This window comes from Streptomyces sp. NPDC058464 (genome assembly GCF_042721035.1).
Classification (GTDB): Bacteria; Actinomycetota; Actinomycetes; order Streptomycetales; family Streptomycetaceae; genus Streptomyces.
Window position 1 is genome coordinate 63,003 of sequence record NZ_JBHXMA010000052.1, and the last position, 15,898, is coordinate 78,900.

A 15,898-nucleotide genomic window follows, 5' to 3' on the forward strand; every position below is an offset into this window, starting at 1 on the left:
GCGACCGCGGGGGCGAAGGGCGCCGTATGCGCCGCGGCAGAGTCCCGAACCTGCTTCTCACCGCCCTGCCGGACGGCCCCGCGCACGGCTACGAACTGATGGACCGTCTGGAGGCCGCCAGCGGCGGGACATGGCGCCCGAGCCCCGGGTCCGTGTACCCGCTGCTGCAGTCGTTCGTGGACAGCGGACTCGTCGAGGGGCGGGAAGCCCAGGGCCGTAAGGTCTTCGCGTTGACGGAAGCCGGCCGGGAGCACGCTCTTCAGCAGCGGGTCGGCACCGCGGAGCCGGGGCCGTACTCCCCGGACGTGCACCACTCACCGCTGCGGACGGAGATGGAGCGGCTGAAGGCCGCCGCCCGCCAGGTGTCGGCCTCGGAGGCGTCCCCGGAGCAGCTGGAGGAGGCGATCGCCGTCGTCCGCGGCGCCCGCCAGACGCTGTACCGGATCCTGATGGACCAGTGATCCGGGTCGATTCCGGCGATCCAGCGATCCGACGGGGCGCCACGCGGCCACCTCCCTTGAGTCACATGGACTGCTTCATGAGCCACTCCCGGATGCCGGGGATCGAGTAGGCGATCTGCCAGGTCCCCGTGTGCGCGTTGAGCGCGCCGGTCGTCGCGGTGACCGTCCCCGTCAGGAAGGTCGCGTAGTTCACGGGCGCCTTCTGCTTCTCCAGGGCGCGTACGTCCGCGGCGAACTGCGCGGCGTCGGAGCCCGCGTCCCACACCGCGGTACCGACCTTGGTGCCCTCCGCCTCGATGACCTGGGTGATGGCGTTCTCGCCGGGAAAGGCCTTGGTGTCGTCCTGCGCGACCAGGATCCACAGCTTCTTGTCGGCCAACGGCGCGGCCTGGCTGTCCGGCCACTGCCCGGCGACGATGTAACCGGCCGCGAAGAGGTCCGGGTACCGGATGTTCAGCCCGAGCGAGAGCATCGCGCCCATCGACTGCCCGGTGGTGTAACGCCGCTTGGTGTCGATGCCGTACTGCTCCGTCACCGCCTCCACGAGGTGGGCGGTGGTCTCGAAGAGCGAGGTCGGCACATAGTTGTCGTCGATGACGACCTCGCCGTACTCGGGCGCGAGCACGAACGACTCGTGCCTCGCCTGGTCCTCGGGACTGGCCCAGCAGACCGCGCCGAGTCCCTGGACCAGAGGGCCGACGGTGTCCACGTTCACGACGCTGGCGTCGTGCATGAACAGCACCAGCGGGTACTTCTTGCGCGGGTCGTAGCGCTTCGGAACGAAGAGGTTGTACTTCAGGGACCGCCCGGTCGCCGGGTCCTCGAAGACGAACTGCCGGAAGTCGTCGACGATCGGACTCACCACCGCACCGGTGGCCACCGGAGTGCCGTCCGCGGCATAGCTCCTGCCCCGTACGGTGGCGATGGCGCCGGTCTGGGTCACGGTGGCCTTCGCCGGCACGATCGGGCCGCCCGGAGTGGTGTCGCCGGCCGTCGGGCCGCCGCCACCGGTGCCGCCGCCCGAACTGCCCGACGGACTCGGGGCGGGACTGCTCGACGCCCCGGCGGCGTCCTTGCCCCACAGCAGGGCGGCCGGGTCGTCGGGCGAGAGCTCGACGATGACGTACCGGCCGTCCTCGCCGCGGTCGGCGACCGCGGCGGTCCGGTTCGCGTAGACCTTGGTGACCGTGCGGTCGGTGACCGCGAACGCCGACGTGGACAGCGACGAGCCGTCGATGTCGCGGTCGTACTCCACGGCCACCGCAATCAGCTTCTGCCCTTCGCCGTACACCTTGGTGATCGCCGTCGCGCCGACGATGTGCTGGGTCCGCGACGCCGGCTCGTCCTCGCCCGCGGCAGCCGCGACCGCGGCGCCGCCCAGTAAGGCCGCAGTACCGAGCCCGGCGGAACCGGCTATGAGCGCACGCCTGGTAACCAAAACAATCTCCTCTGTCGGTGTGGGGGTGGGGGGGGTGAGGGTTCGGGGGTGTGGGGGTGTGTCAGCCGCGCAGGGTACGCAGCAGGTCGCCGGCCTTGGCCGCGACCGTCTCGGCGGCGCCCTGGGCGTAGGCCGAATCCATCGCCTCGTACGTGATGCGGGCGTAACTCTGGGCCTCGGCCATGTTCTTCGCGCCGCCCTCGAGCATCGACATGACCGCGGTGTGCGGGAACGGGGAGTGCTTCCGGATGCCCAGCGCGGTATCGGTGGACAGCTCCGGCTCGACCCCGACGAACACGCCGTCACCGACCTGCAGCACCCAGACCGGCACGTCGGCGGTGCCGGTCGGCGTGAAGTCGTACGACGTGGTGGGGGCCGTGGGATGCCCCATCGGCACCGTCTTCACCGAGACCGTGTCGGTCAGCAGACGCAGCGCGGCCCCCGCGTGCGTACCCGACGTCCTGATGGTCTCGCTGACCCGGACGGCCTCGGTGCCCAGCCGCTCGCCCTGCACGGTCAGCAGGATCCAGCCCGCGTCCCGGGCGTCGACCTGGGACCAGTTCCGGTCCTTGTCGATGGTGAAGCGCTTCGACCTGAACGCGGGGGACTGGTCGCCGCAGGAGCCGACCAGGAAGAACCCGACGACGTCACCGCCGTACTGCTTCTCGACGTGTTCCACCGCCGCGCCGGCCAGGTCGGCGCTGACCGGCAGGTCCCCGTTGGCCATGACCGACTCCATCATGACCGAGGACTGCACGCTGTAGTTCACGAGTACGGCGATCGGGTTGCCGTCGGCGTCGTCGAAACGGGTGACGCCCACGCTCTTGTCCGACGTCCCCGACTCGCCGGTGCCCAGCCACCAGCCGTCGGCCGTGTGGACGTCCCGGTTGACGTTGACGTCGCAGGTGCCGGTGGCATGGCCGACCCGCGCGGGCCGCAGCCCCTGCACCGCCGCGGTCACCGCGGCCGAGGCGGCCGCGGTGATGTTCTGCACGTACTGGGCGGCGCCGGCGCTGCTGGTGCTCGCCTGCACGTGCGGGGCGGAGAAGGTGTGCGTCACCGTCACCACGATGTCGCCGGTCGCCACCGAGGCGGTCCTGGCGATGACCGCCCGTATCTGCGCGATCGCCTCGGCGCTGATCGACGTCAGGTCCAGCACCACGAGGGCGACGCGGGCCGGGCCGTTCTCCAGCAGGAGGACGCGCACGTAGAGGTCGTCATGGACGGTGGTGAAACCGTCCAGTGGCAGCAGGGAGGCGGGGATGCCGATGGCGGCCCGGCCCGCACCCACCTTCAGCGCGGCCTCGGATGCCCGGGCCGCGCCCGCGCCGCCCGCGAGCGACGCGGCCGCCACTGTGGCGGCGACGGAGCCGTTCAGAAACGCCCGCCGGTGCAGCCGGCCGCCCGGCCGCACCGCGGGATCCTCGTTGATCGGCGTCAAGGTTCGCTCCTTCCAGCGGGAACAACTGACCGCCCGTATTCGGCCTCCCTGGAAATCACGGGCGATTGTCCGGGTGTTCTCGTCGAGTAATTGAGGCGCCGGGAGAAATGGGAGACGGGAATGCCGTTTCGGCGCGCCGTGATCGTTGCATCGGTGTAACGGGCCGTCAACGGCGATAACGCGGAACCTATGGTTGCACGCGACGGCAGCATGCCATCGCCCCAGCATGTCGCGCGAAAATTCAATTCCTGTCGAATTCCTGAGTGTCTGTGATCGGCCTGTGATTTCACGTTCTTTGGCCGGAACGGCTCTCGGGGAAAGTTTATGAGGGGTATATGGGCGGTGGCGAATTCGACGTGCAGGAGACGGACCTGGCAGCCGAGGGCGCCGGATCGGCGGGTGCTCCGCGCGGCGTGGCCGGTTCGGCGCGTGCGACGCTCCGGGGCGACGGAACCATGCGTCGGCACGGGCGCAGGGACTTTATGCTCGTGCGAAGCCGCGCGTCCCCCGGGGGGCGGACGCGTCGGCCTCGCATGTCGTCACAGTCGGTACAGGGGACCCGGTGCAAACACGATTCGCCGTGCTCGGACCTGTCCGGGCCTGGCGCGGCGGTACGGAACTGGTGCTGGGTCCGCCGAAGGAGCGCGCGTTGCTCGCGCTGCTGCTGACCGAGGCGGGGCATCCGGTCGCCGTCCACGAGATCGTCGACGCCCTGTGGGGCGAGGATCCGCCGGACAGCGCCGTCAACGTCGTCCAGCGGCACATCGGAGCACTGCGCCGGCTGCTCGAACCCGACCTCCCGGCCAGGGGCGAATCCCGCCGGCTGGTGCGGGGCTCGGGCGGGTACCGCCTCGAGGTCGACGCCGACTCCCTCGACCTGCTCCGCTTCCGGGCGTTGCGGAAACAGGCGGACCAGGCGGCGCAGGACGGCCGACCGGCCACCGCCACCGAGCTGTTGATAGAGGCACTGGCGCTGTGGCGCGGGCCCGCGGCCTCCGGCATCGCGCCCGAGGTGCGATCCCACCCTGCCTTCACCGCACTCGACGACGAGCATCTCGCCGCCGTCAAGGAGGCCGCCGAACTGGCCCTCGAGGCCGGCGGAGGCCTCGGCGCACGGGTTCTGGTGACGCTCCGGCAGGCCGCCGCCCAGCACCCCCTCGACGAAGGACTGCAGGCCAGGCTGATCCTGGTGCTCGCCGCCACCGGCCACCAGGCCGAAGCCCTCGACGTCCACCGGATCGTACGCACCCGACTCGCCGACGAACTGGGCGTACAGCCGGGCCCCGAACTCCAGGCCGCCCAACAGCGCGTCCTCGGCCGTACCCCCACCCGGTCCGCGGGCTCCCGGCCGGCCGAGTCCGGTGCGGGCCAGGGAGGGAAGGCCGATGCCGAGGCGGCCCAGCCGGAAGCCGTCCCCACCGTGCGCCCCGCCCAACTCCCCGCGGACCTGGCCGCCTTCACCGGCCGACGTGAGGAACTCGCCCGTGTCCAGGCGCTGCTGCCCGGGACCGACGAACCGGCGTCGGCGGTGGTGATCAGCGTCATCGGCGGCATGGCCGGCGTCGGCAAGACCACCCTCGCGGTGCACTGGGCGCACAGCGTCGCCGGCCGGTTCCCCGACGGCCAGCTCTACGTCAACCTGCGTGGCTTCCACCCGACCGGCTCGGTCATGAGCACGGCGGAGGCGATACGGTCCTTCCTCGACGCGTTCGGCATCCCCGCCCAGCGCATCCCCGCCGGTCTGGACGCCCAGGCCGCCCTCTACCGCAGCCTTCTCGCCGACCGGCGGGTCCTCGTCGTCCTGGACAACGCGCGCGACACCGAGCACGTCCGGTCCCTGCTGCCCGGCACGCCCGGCTCCATGGTCGTCGTCACCAGCCGCAACCAGCTCTACGGCCTGGTGGCCGGCGAGGGAGCGCACTCGCTGAGCCTGGACGTGCTCAGCGAGGCGGACGCGCACGCGTTCCTGACCTGCCGGCTCGGTGCCGAACGGGTCGCGCGGGAACCCGCCGCCGTCGCGGAGATCATCGCCCTGTGCGGACGGCTTCCGTTGGCGCTGGCCGTCGTCAGCGCCCGCGCGGTCGTGAACCCGACGTTCCCGCTCGCGTCCGTCGCCGCCGAACTGCACGAGAGCGAGGAGAGCCTCGACGCCTTCTCCGGCGAGGCCCCGGCCGCGGACGCACGCAGCGCGTTCTCCTGGTCGTATCAGCTCCTCACCCCCGCGGCCGCCCGCGTGTTCCGCCTGCTCGCCCTGCATCCGGGCCTCGACTGCGCGCCGGCCGCCGTCGCCAGCCTGGCCGGGCAGCGGGTCGGCCAGGTCCGGCCGCTGCTCGCGGAGCTGGCCCGCGCCCACCTGATCTCGGAGCCCGTGCCGGGCCGCTACGGCTGCCACGAGCTATTGCGCGCCTACGCCGGCGAACTGGCCCCGACTCAGGAGACGGAGCAGGAGCTGACCGCCGCCAGGCGCCGCATGCTCGACCACTACCTGCACAGCGCGCACACGGCCGACAGCGTCCTCGCACCCAGCCGGGAACGCATCCGGCTACGGCCCCACGCGCCCGGGGTGACCGTCCCGCGGCTGCCCGACCCGGCAGCCGCGGACCACTGGCTGGGGACCAACCGGTCCGTCCTGCTCGCGGTGATCGAGCAGGACACCCGGCACGGCCGCGGCGAACACAGCTGGCAGCTGGCCGCCACCCTGGAGCTGTACCTGGACCGCATCGGACGCTGGGAGGAACAACTCGGCGCACAGACCACGGCCGTCGGCGCCGCCCAACGCCTGGGAGACATCCGCGGCCAGGCGTACGGGCACCGGGCGCTCGGCTTCGTCAGCGGCCGTCTCGAGCGGTGGGACGAGGCCGACGCGCATCTGTCGCGCGCCCTTGAGCTGTTCGGCGAGATAGGCGACCGGGCCGGTCAGGGCAGGACCCACCGCTACGCCGCCTTCCTCGCCAACCGGCGGGGACGTCACGCGGCGGCCCTGGACCACTACGACCGGGCGAGCGCCCTCTACCGGGAGGCCGGACTGCGCGGCGCCGAGGCGATGATCGCCAACGAGGTCGGTTGGACGTACATCCTGATGGGCAAGTACGAGGACGCCCTGGAGGAGTGCGGCCGGGCCCTCCGGGGCCACCGGGAGACGGGCGACCGCAACGGTGAGGCCGCCGCCTGGGACAGCCTCGGCTACGCCCACCACCACCTGGACCAGCACGACCGTGCGCTGGAGTGCTACCGGCACGGGCTGGAGCTGTACCGGGAGATCCGCGACCGCTATCTGGAGGCCGACACGCTGGTGCACATCGGCGACACCCACCACGCGGCCGGCGACGACGTGCGGGCCGCGCTCGCCTGGCGCGAAGCGCTGGGCATCCTGGAGGAGTTCGACCACCCGGAGGCCACGGACCTCCGCGAGCGGCTGAAGGGCCTCGCCGCATCCGGTCCGGCCCCACGTCAGTGATCCGTCAGTAATCCTTCAGAGTTCCGGAAGCGGGCCCTGCCTACGCTCCCCGCTCCGCTCCGTCCGGAGCGGGAGGTGCGTACCGCATTCCCCGTCAGGAACTCGAAGATGACCACGAGCACGCACGCGGCCGCTGCCTCGGCCGCGCGTCGCGACCAGCTGCTGCACACCATGATGTCCGACCACGCCAAGGCGCTGATCGCCTATGCCGAGAAGCTGCTGAACGACCGTCACACGGCCGAGGACATCGTCCAGGAGGCCCTCATCCGCGCCTGGCCGCACGCGGAACGCCTCTACAGCACCGAGGGATCGGTGCGGGGCTGGCTCCTCAAGGTCACCCGCAACCTGGTCGTCGACCGGATGCGCAGTGCCACCGCCCGGCACGAGACGATCGGCGCGGACGACCGGGACGTGCCCCTGCCCGACCACTCCGGCGCCGTACTGGCCGCGGTCGAGGCGACCGACCTGCTGCGACAGCTGTCCCCCGAGCACCGGGAGGTCCTCCTGCACACCTACCTGTGCGGCCGGACCGCGCAGGAGACGGCCCGCTTCCTCGGCATACCCGCCGGAACCGTCAAGTCCCGGCGGCACTACGCCCTCAACACCCTGCGCGCCAAGGCCGGTCAGGAGCTCAGGCCGGAACGGTGAGCCGGACATCCAGCACCGGGATGTCGACATGGCCGTCCGCGTCGGTCCGCCAGCGCCAGTGCGCGCCGGCGGCCTCGCCGCACACCAGCCCGGTCCAGCCCGCGCCGCCCGGTCCGCACAGGGCGGCCAGCTCGGCGGCCGCAGCCTCGCCCGGCGTCCCGGCCACCACGACCAGACCCCGCACCGGCCTGCGCGCCGCTCCGGCACGCACCGTCCCGTGCTCCTCCACGGGTACGACCGGAGCGGGCGCGTCGACCCGGGGAAGCTGCCGAAGACCCGGCGGCACGGTCAGCGCCAGGGCACCGTCCGCCCCGCGCAGCACGGTCACCGGAGTCTCCGGGCGGGTCCGCGCGATCTCCGCCAGCACGTTCTGCACGACGTCCCGGGCGACGATCTGATCACCGCTCACACTGAGGACGCCGTCCAGCCGGCTGAGGTCCACGAACACCGGCTCGCCGTCGGCGTCCGTGCCGGCGCGCACCAGGCAGGCGGAGCCGATCGAGTTCTGTGCCGTCGCGGCGGTGTCCTCGCCGCGGTTCAGCCAGCCGGTGGCGGCCGCCGGGCGGCGCCAGCGGGTGCCGTCGACGTTCGTCCACGGGGCGTCGGCCGTGTCGGCGGCCGCCAGCCACACCGTCACACCGGTGCCGTCGACGCGCACAGCGTGCACCGGCCGCTCCGGCCGCTGCCGGGTGGGCGCGAACTCGCCGAGGGTGCCGTAGGCGCGTCGCACCGCGTCGGCGTCGGTGGCGAACCGGCGGCCCGTCGCCTGGCGCTGCATCAGCCGGCGCCTGCGCCGCATCGGCTCGCCGAGCCGGCGGACGGCGCGCCGTACGGCGCCGTACGCGATCCGTACCTTGCGCCGGCCGACGATGCCGGCGGTGATCAGGGCGAGGAGGATCGTGCCGAGCACTGCCACGGCCGCGGCCAGCGGAAAGGTGAACGTCGCGGACTGCTGTGCGCCCGGCGCGGACGTCTGCTGTCCCGAGGCCGGGGGAGCCGAGGTCGCGCCCTGGTTCCCGGTGTCCCGGGCCAGTTGGACGCCGGATCCCGAGGCGTCCTCGGGAAGCCGCAGGATCCAGCCCGGGTGCAGCTGGTCGTCCGGGCTGTTCAGGGCCCCGCCGTCCTTCTGCGCCTGACCGCGGTTGAGGTCGAAGATCTCACCGGACCGCGAGGCGTCGCCCAGCGTGTCGGCGGCGATCGACTGCAGGGTGGCGAGCTGCCCGCCGCTCTGCGCCGGATCGGGCACCACGAACACCTTGATCAGGCCGTCGTCGGACCCCGCCGCGTGCGCGGAGCCGGTCCCGCCCAGCGCCACGAGGCACGCCGCCAGCAGTGCCACCAGGGCACGCAGGAGTGTCCGTACCGCGGGGGTCGGCGCCCTGCGCCCCGATCCCCGGTCCGCGCTGCTGCTCATCGTGTCCACCCATGCCCTTCCTGGTTCCGTTGCACCGACTACACGGAGCCGCCCGGTGAAAACGTTCGATGCGAACTCGTTTTGAACCCTTCGCGACGCCGACCCCGTGTACCTGGCGAACACCACCAACTGGCACCGGACCGGGGGACCCCAATGGCACGTCGGCACGCGAGTCCCGAGGACTTCCAGCTCGTTGGCATGGACTCGGACCCGACGCCCGGCGACCCCGACCTGATCCAGGGTGTGATGAAGCGGTACCGGGACATCGGGGACGCCGCGGAGAAGGCGCTGAACGTCCTGAAGAAGGACGGCACGATCTCGCAGGGCCGTGGTTCGGCGATGGACCAGCTGAAGGAGAAGATCGGCGACGATCTCCCGGACAAGCTGACCAAGACCATGAACTCCTACCACGACGCGGCCCAGGCCTACAGCGACTACATGCCGCGGCTGCGCGAGGCCCAGGACACCTTCGACCGGGCGGTGGACCAGGCGCGGACCGCCGCGCCCCAGGCGAACCAGACGCCCAAGGAACTCGGCCCGAACCCGACGGACGCGGAGAAGTCCGCGGCGCGCAGCACCCAGGACGCCATCGACGCCGGCAGGTCGCAGCTGAACGCGGCCAAGAGCCTGGCGGAACAGGCCAGGTCGATGCGGGAGAGCGCGCAGCGCCAGTGCGCCGATGTGCTGGACCGGGCGGCGCAGGAGGCGATTCCGGAGCGGAACATCTTCCAGAAGATCGCCGACTTCTTCAAGGACTTCCCGTTCGTCCAGATCCTGCTGGCCGCCCTCGTCGCCGTCGTGGCGGTGTTCTTCCCCGTGGTCGGCGCGCTGCTCGGCGGGGCGTTGTTCGTCTTCAACCAAGTCATCGCCAGTCAGACCGGCGGTATCAAGGCCGGTGACTTCGTCGTCGGCCTGCTCGGGATCGTCCCCGGCGGCGCCCTGCTCAAGTTCGGCGGCAGGGCCGTCGAGGCGATCGCTCCCGCCGCCGTGGCCGCCGTGAAGAACTCCGGTTTCATCGCCAAGAGCAGCGCGTCCTTCACCAAGATCGGTGAGTCCCTCACCAACAGCAAGATCGTGAGCGGTGTCCTCGCCAACCCCGTCGGCAAGGTGGGTGCGGAGATCACCGGCAACTTCCTGACCAACTCGGCGCTGGAGGCGGCTGCCAAGGCGGCCAACGGCGACAAGATCACGGCCGCCGGTGTGTTCGCGGGGGCCGCGGCCGGGGCGGTGGCCGGGGCCGCCTTCAAGGGAGGCATCGGCAGTATCGGGAAGAGGCGCGGGAACCCTCCGGTCGAGGAGGGCAAGGGCGGCCGGTTCGGCGACACCACGGAACCCGCGGCCGGGGACACCGTGGGCAAGCGGGCCGCCGACCAGGTCGGGGGCTTCGTCGAGGAGGGTGCCACCCTCGGGACGAAGATCGGCGTGGGCGTCGCCCAGGGCGGTGACCCCAACGAGGTCGCGGCCGGTGAGATCGCCAACTCCGCGCCGAAGCTCGGCGCCGGGCCGGTCGGCAAGGCGGGCCTCGGGCGCGCGATCGACGGCCTCACGGACAAGATCCCCGTCAAGACCAGCCCCAGGCCCTCGACCGGCGCGCCGAACACACCCCCCGCCGCCCCGGCCCCGGTCGCGCAGCCGACGCCCCCGGCCCCGGTGGACACACCGGCAGCGGCGCACCCGGCGACGCCGGCTCCGGTGGATCCCGCGAACGTGCCCATCCCGCCGTCGCCCACCAGCCCGCGCCCCGTCACCCCGACCCCGGTGGATCCGGCGAACGTGCCCATCCCGCCGTCGCCGACGAGTCCGCGTCCGGCCACCCCGACCCCGGTGGAACCGGCGAACGTACCCCTGCCGCCCTCCCCGACCACCCCGCACGCCCCCGCCGTGCCGCCGCCCGCTCCCACCTCCTCGGACGGCGCCGGCTCCCCGGGCCGGCCCGCCGTCCCACCGGTCAGCACCTCCGACTCGCAGTCGAACTCCGGCAGCGAGCCGTCGTCCCCGTCGAGCGACGGATTCGTCACCGCGCCGACGAGCCCCACCGAGGGGTAGGACGGCGGCAACGGCCGCCGGCCGTCCCCCGCCGTCCGCGCACCCGCACCCAGTCCTCCGTCCCCGAAGGGACGGATCGCACCGACAACCAGCAAGGAGCTCTCCCATGCCCAACTACAGCGTCAACTCGGACACCACCGCCTCCACCTCGCAGGCCCTGCTCAACGACTTCTCCCAGCTCCAGGACAAGCTCAACGAGGTCAAGGGCAAGATCTCCAACCTGCTCGCCGACGGCTACACCACGCCGGCCGCCCAGCAGAAGTTCTCGCCGTTCTTCGACGAGTTCGCCAAGGGGTTCGACCAGGTCAACCAGGGCCTGCAGGGGATCGGCCAGTACGTGAAGTCCGTCGGCGAGGCCTTCGACCAGACCGACAGCCAGCTCGGCTCCAACCTCTCCTGACCCACCGGCCCGGCTCGCCGCCACGGCGGGCGGTGCCGTACCCACCTCCACCCGAGCTCCACACGAGAAGGACGATGAGCAGTGCGATTGACCGTCAGCGTGCGTGACCCGCAGGTCGAGGGGGTGTCCGCCACCGTCGCCGTGGAAACCGAACCGTCCGCGCAGACGGGCAGGTTCGCGGCCGAGCTGGCCCGGGCCGTCGGGTATGCCGATGCGGCCGCGGGGGAGCCGTCCCTCTACATCGGCTCGACCCCCGTCGACCCGGACACCACCCTCCAGGGCGCCGGTGTCCGGGACGGCATGGACCTCGGGCTCGGGGCTCCCCTTCCCCGGGAGCCCGAGCCCGAGGGCCGTACCGAGGTCCGCCTGGTGTCGGGACCGGGCGCCGGAACCGTCTTCCGGCTGGTCCCCGGCGACTACGACATCGGCAGCGGCCCCCAGTGCCGGATCCGCCTCGCCGACGGCGCCCCGCCGCTCGCGGCCCGGATCCGGGTCCGCCTCGACGGGGGTGCCGAACTCCTCATGACGGACGGGGCGTTGCTCGACGGCAAGCCCGCGCAGGACCCCGGCCCGTGGCGGGAGGGCAGCCAGCTCGCCGTCGGCGACACCCTGCTGGAGCTGACCTCACGCCCGACGGCCCGCGCCCCGCTGACCCCGGCCCAGGACGGTCTCGGCCTGGAGTTCAACCGGCCGCCGAGGTTCCTGCCGCCCGCCGCGGGCGCCAAGTTCCGGCTGCCCACCCCGCCGGTCAAGCCCGACAAGCGGCCCATCCCGCTGCTGCCGATCCTGCTGCTGCCCGCCGGCAGCGCCGCGATCGCCATCTTCGTCACCCACCGCTGGTCCTTCGTCTTCATCGCCCTGCTCTCCCCGATCGCCGCCCTGGTCACCCAGTTCGGCGGCCGCAAGCAGGCGATGCTCAAGTACCTGGAGAAGAAGGAGGAGTACGACCAGGCGCTGGCCCGGGTGCGCGCGGACATCGACGCCGCCGTACTGGAGGAACAGCACAACCTGCGGCTGTCGCTGCCCGATCCGGCGACCCTGCTCCAGATGGCGGTGCAGCCCTCGGAACGGCTGTGGGAACGCCGTTGGCAGGACCCCGACTTCCTCACCGTACGGGTCGGCACCACCGACCTGCCCTCGTCGGTGAGCGTCGACGACCCCGAGCAGGACGAGCACCGGCGCTCCACCGTGCCGTGGCTGAACCAGGTGCCGGTCTCCGTGGCGCTGCGCCGGGCCGGTGTCGCGGGCGTGGCGGGACCGGGCGCGACCCGGCTGGCCGGCTGGCTGACCGCCCAGGCCGCCGCCCTGCACAGCCCCACCGACCTGCGCATCGTCGTCCTCGCCGGACCGGACGGCGAACGCGAGTGGTCCTGGACCCGCTGGCTGCCCCACACCCAGGCCCAGGGCGAGGACGCCTACGCCCTGATCGGCTCCACCGCCGACTCCCTGGCCCGGCGCATCGGCGAACTCGGCCAGCTCGTCGCCTCCCGCACGGCCGCGGGCCCCGACGTCGTCCGCGGCGGGGCCAACGGCTACCCCGACGTCCTCGTCGTCCTCGAACAGGCCCGCCGGGCCCGCTCGTTGCCGGGCGTGATCGCGCTGCTGCGGGACGGCCCGTCCGTGGGCGTCCACACGATCTGCATCGACCGCGAGGAGCGGCTGCTGCCCGAGGAGTGCGGCGCCGTCGTCGTCACCGACCCGGGCGCCACCACGTCCCGGGTACGCACCGGCTCCGGCGCCGCGCTGGAGAACGTCCGCAGCGACTCGCCGGAGGCCGACTGGTACGAGCACTTCGCCCGCGCCCTGGCCCCGCTGCGCGGCGTCGGCGACAGCGACGAGAGCGCCCTGCCCGGCGCCGTACGCCTGCTGGACCTACTGCACATCGAACCGCCCACCGCGGAGGCCGTGGTGGCCGGCTGGTCGCTGGGCGGCCGCAGCACCCGCGCCCTGCTCGGCATCGGGTACGACGGCGAGTTCGCCGTCGACCTGGTCCGCGACGGCCCCCACGCACTGATCGCCGGCACCACCGGCTCCGGCAAGTCCGAGCTGCTGCAGACCCTGGTCGCCACTCTCGCCGTGGTCAACCGGCCCGACGAGATGACGTTCGTGCTCGTCGACTACAAGGGCGGCAGCGCCTTCGCCGAGTGCGCCGACCTGCCGCACACCGTCGGCCTGGTCACCGACCTCGACACCCGGCTCGTGGAGCGGGCCCTGGTCTCCCTCGGCGCCGAACTGCGCCGCCGCGAGACCCAGTTGGCGCAGGCCGCCGCCAAGGACATCGAGGACTACCTCGACAAGCGCGCCCGCGGCGGCAACGTGCTGCCCCCGCTGCCCCGACTGCTGCTGGTCATCGACGAGTTCGCGTCCATGGCCCGGGAACTGCCCGAGTTCATCTCCGGTCTGGTGAACATCGCGCAGCGCGGCCGCTCGCTCGGCATCCACCTGGTGCTGGCCACCCAGCGCCCCGGCGGCGCGGTCACCCCGGACATCCGCGCCAACACCAACCTGCGGATCGCGCTGCGCACCACCGACACCAGCGAGAGCCGCGACATCATCGACGCCCCCGACTCCGGGGACATCTCGCCCGCCAACCCGGGCCGCGCCTACGCCCGGCTCGGTCCTTCGGCCCTGCTGCCGTTCCAGTCCGGCCGCGTGGGCGGCCGGCGCCCGGGCGGTCAGGCCGCTGTGGGAACCGAGGTGTCCGTCCGAGCGGAGACGGTGACCTGGCAGAACCTCGGCGGCCCGGTGCCCGCCGCCCGCTCCCGGGGCGGCTCGGGCGCGGACCGGACCGAGGCCGTCACCGACCTGGCCGTCCTCGCCGGAGCCGTCGCCCAGGCGGCCCGGCTCGCCGAGGTACCCCGCCAGCCCAGCCCCTGGTTGCCGCCGCTGCCCGCCCTGCTCCCGTGGACCCCGCCGCCCGCGCCCAAGGCCACCGCCGAGCGGAAAGCGGCCCTGCCCGCCGTGGAGTACGGCGTGGTCGACCTGCCCGCCCAGCAGAGCCGAGTCGCCCTGCTCCTCGACCTCGACCGGGCCGGCCACCTGCACATCGTCGGCTCGCCCCGCAGCGGCCGCTCCCAGACCCTGCGCACCCTGGCCGCCGCCCTCGCCCAGGCCCACGGCGCCGACGACGTCCACCTGTACGGCATCGACTGCGGCAACGGCGCGCTCAACGCCCTGACGGCGCTGCCGCACTGCGGTGCCGTCGTCGACCGCAACCAGACCGAGCGCCTCGGCCGCCTCCTGGACCGCCTCGGCGCCGAACTCAGCGCCCGCCAGAGCATCCTGGGCGCCCGGGGCACGGCCGACCTGACCGAGCTGCGCAGGGCCCAGCCCGCCGGGGAACGGCTCGCCCACATCGTGCTGATGGTCGACCGGTTCGAGGTCTTCGAGCGCGAGTTCACCCAGTACGACAACGGCAGCTACATGGAGCGCATGATCCGGCTGCTGCGCGACGGCGCGGGCGTCGGCATCCACGTCGTCCTCGCCGGTGACCGGGTGCTCGGCAGCAGCAGGTTCTCCGGCACCACCGAGGACAAGATCGTCCTCAGGCTCAACGACCGGCAGGACTACTCCAGCGTGGGCATCCCCAGCAAGTCCGCGCCGACCGACCCCGCACCGGGGCGCGGCATCCGCACCCAGGACCTCAGCGAGGCGCAGATCGCGGTGCTCGGCGAGGACCTGTCCGGCACCGCCCAGGCCGAGGTCCTGGCCGCCCTCGGCCGGGAGCTGACCGAACGCGAGGCCCCGGTCCCCGCCGCACGCCGCCCGATCCGCCTCGACGTGCTCCCCGACCAGATCACGTACGCCGAGGCCCTCGCCCTGCACACCCAGGGCGGCCCCATGCGGCCCCTGGTGGCAGTCGGCGGCGACACGCTCACCTCGCTCTCCCCGGACCTGGCGGACGTGCCGACGTTCGTGATCGCCGGGCCGCCGCGCACCGGCCGCAGCACCGCCCTGCTCACCGCGGCGGAGTCCCTGCTGGCCGCCGGCGCCGGCCTCATCGTGCTCGCACCCCGGCGCTCGCCCCTGCGGCAGCTGCGGGGACGGCCCGGCGTGGCCGCCCTCATCACCGACGCGGAGGTGACGGCACAGGAGTTCCGGCAGGCGCTCGGCAACGTGCCCGAGGAGCAGGGTGTGATCGTCGTGGACGACGCCGAACTCTTCATGGGCGCCGAGATCGACCCCGACCTCGCGCTGCTCGCCCGCGGCGGGGCCGGCACCGGCTGGGGCGTCCTCGCGGCAGGCAACGCCGAGTCGCTGGCGCTGAGCCTGGCCGGCTGGATGGGCCAGGTGAAGCGGAACCGCACCGGCATGCTGCTCTCCCCGCAGGGGCTGAGCGACGGCGAGGTCATCGGCGTCAAGCTGACCCGGGGCGTCGTCGGACAGGCGCCGCAGCCGGGCCGGGGTCTGCTGCACCTGGGCGACGGAACGCTGCGGACGGTCCAGGTGCCGTTCCTGGAGGCGCTCGCAGGGGACCTCTGAAGCCGGGAGGCGCGCCCCCGCTTCCCCCGTCTGGGGGCGCGCCTCCCCCTGCCCGCAGGGCCGGCCGAGCGGCGGGTCCTGCGGAAGGGCGAAGGGCGGCCGGACCGTGGG

General features: G+C 73.0%; 9 protein-coding genes. 6 read left to right on the forward strand and 3 right to left on the reverse strand.

Translation table 11 applies throughout. The features are described from left to right. Positions 1 to 26: 26 nt before the first annotated feature. Positions 27 to 461: a PadR family transcriptional regulator gene (locus ACFWPQ_RS44235; protein ID WP_384048556.1), complete on the forward strand. Its 435-nt coding sequence runs from the start codon at positions 27 to 29 to the stop codon at positions 459 to 461. 61 nt (positions 462 to 522) lie between these two features. Here ACFWPQ_RS44235 and ACFWPQ_RS44240 read toward each other — a convergent pair whose 3' ends face one another. Both ACFWPQ_RS44240 and ACFWPQ_RS44245 read right to left on the reverse strand, forming a co-directional pair. Continuing rightward, positions 523 to 1,899 carry an alpha/beta hydrolase-fold protein gene (locus ACFWPQ_RS44240; RefSeq protein ID WP_384048558.1) on the reverse strand — a complete coding sequence of 459 codons (1,377 nt, stop codon included), beginning with the start codon at positions 1,897 to 1,899 and terminating at the stop codon, positions 523 to 525. 61 nt (positions 1,900 to 1,960) lie between these two features. Next, positions 1,961 to 3,340 (reverse strand): hypothetical protein, encoded by a 1,380-nt coding sequence (locus ACFWPQ_RS44245; protein WP_384048561.1) that lies wholly within the window; start codon positions 3,338 to 3,340, stop codon positions 1,961 to 1,963. Positions 3,341 to 3,920: 580 nt separating this feature from the next. Between ACFWPQ_RS44245 and ACFWPQ_RS44250 the strand changes: the two genes are divergently transcribed. Both ACFWPQ_RS44250 and ACFWPQ_RS44255 read left to right on the forward strand, forming a co-directional pair. Continuing rightward, positions 3,921 to 6,797 carry a BTAD domain-containing putative transcriptional regulator gene (locus ACFWPQ_RS44250; protein WP_384048564.1) on the forward strand — a complete coding sequence of 959 codons (2,877 nt, stop codon included), beginning with the start codon at positions 3,921 to 3,923 and terminating at the stop codon, positions 6,795 to 6,797. A gap of 108 nt (positions 6,798 to 6,905) precedes the next feature. Beyond that, positions 6,906 to 7,445, forward strand: a complete 540-nt coding sequence (locus ACFWPQ_RS44255) for a sigma-70 family RNA polymerase sigma factor (RefSeq protein WP_384048567.1) — start codon at positions 6,906 to 6,908, stop codon at positions 7,443 to 7,445. On the opposite strand, the gene ACFWPQ_RS44260 is transcribed toward ACFWPQ_RS44255, so the two are convergent. After that, positions 7,429 to 8,859: a hypothetical protein gene (locus ACFWPQ_RS44260; protein WP_384048570.1), complete on the reverse strand. Its 1,431-nt coding sequence runs from the start codon at positions 8,857 to 8,859 to the stop codon at positions 7,429 to 7,431. The two genes, ACFWPQ_RS44255 and ACFWPQ_RS44260, sit on opposite strands and share 17 nt — an antisense overlap. Positions 8,860 to 9,012: 153 nt before the next feature. Here ACFWPQ_RS44260 and ACFWPQ_RS44265 point away from each other — a divergent pair, with 153 nt between their 5' ends. The 3 genes from ACFWPQ_RS44265 to ACFWPQ_RS44275 all read left to right on the forward strand — a co-directional run bounded on the left by ACFWPQ_RS44265 (position 9,013) and on the right by ACFWPQ_RS44275 (position 15,787). Further along, positions 9,013 to 10,905: a putative T7SS-secreted protein gene (locus ACFWPQ_RS44265; RefSeq protein WP_384048573.1), complete on the forward strand. Its 1,893-nt coding sequence runs from the start codon at positions 9,013 to 9,015 to the stop codon at positions 10,903 to 10,905. 106 nt (positions 10,906 to 11,011) lie between these two features. Continuing rightward, complete coding sequence (locus tag ACFWPQ_RS44270; RefSeq protein WP_384048576.1) at positions 11,012 to 11,305, forward strand: WXG100 family type VII secretion target; 294 nt, start codon at positions 11,012 to 11,014, stop codon at positions 11,303 to 11,305. 87 nt (positions 11,306 to 11,392) lie between these two features. Then, the gene (locus ACFWPQ_RS44275; protein WP_384048582.1) at positions 11,393 to 15,787 is read left to right on the forward strand and encodes an FtsK/SpoIIIE domain-containing protein; all 4,395 of its coding nucleotides are present in this window, start codon (positions 11,393 to 11,395) and stop codon (positions 15,785 to 15,787) included. The last annotated feature ends 111 nt before the right edge of the window (positions 15,788 to 15,898 follow it).

What these genes read in the sequence shown, in the direction of transcription:
- ACFWPQ_RS44255 (WP_384048567.1), top strand. Translation starts at nt 6,906, where the DNA reads ATGACCACGAGCACGCACGCGGCCGCTGCCTCGGCCGCGCGTCGCGAC.
- ACFWPQ_RS44235 (WP_384048556.1), top strand. Translation starts at nt 27, where the DNA reads ATGCGCCGCGGCAGAGTCCCGAACCTGCTTCTCACCGCCCTGCCGGAC.
- ACFWPQ_RS44260 (WP_384048570.1), bottom strand. Translation starts at nt 8,859, where the DNA reads ATGAGCAGCAGCGCGGACCGGGGATCGGGGCGCAGGGCGCCGACCCCC.
- ACFWPQ_RS44265 (WP_384048573.1), top strand. Translation starts at nt 9,013, where the DNA reads ATGGCACGTCGGCACGCGAGTCCCGAGGACTTCCAGCTCGTTGGCATG.
- ACFWPQ_RS44270 (WP_384048576.1), top strand. Translation starts at nt 11,012, where the DNA reads ATGCCCAACTACAGCGTCAACTCGGACACCACCGCCTCCACCTCGCAG.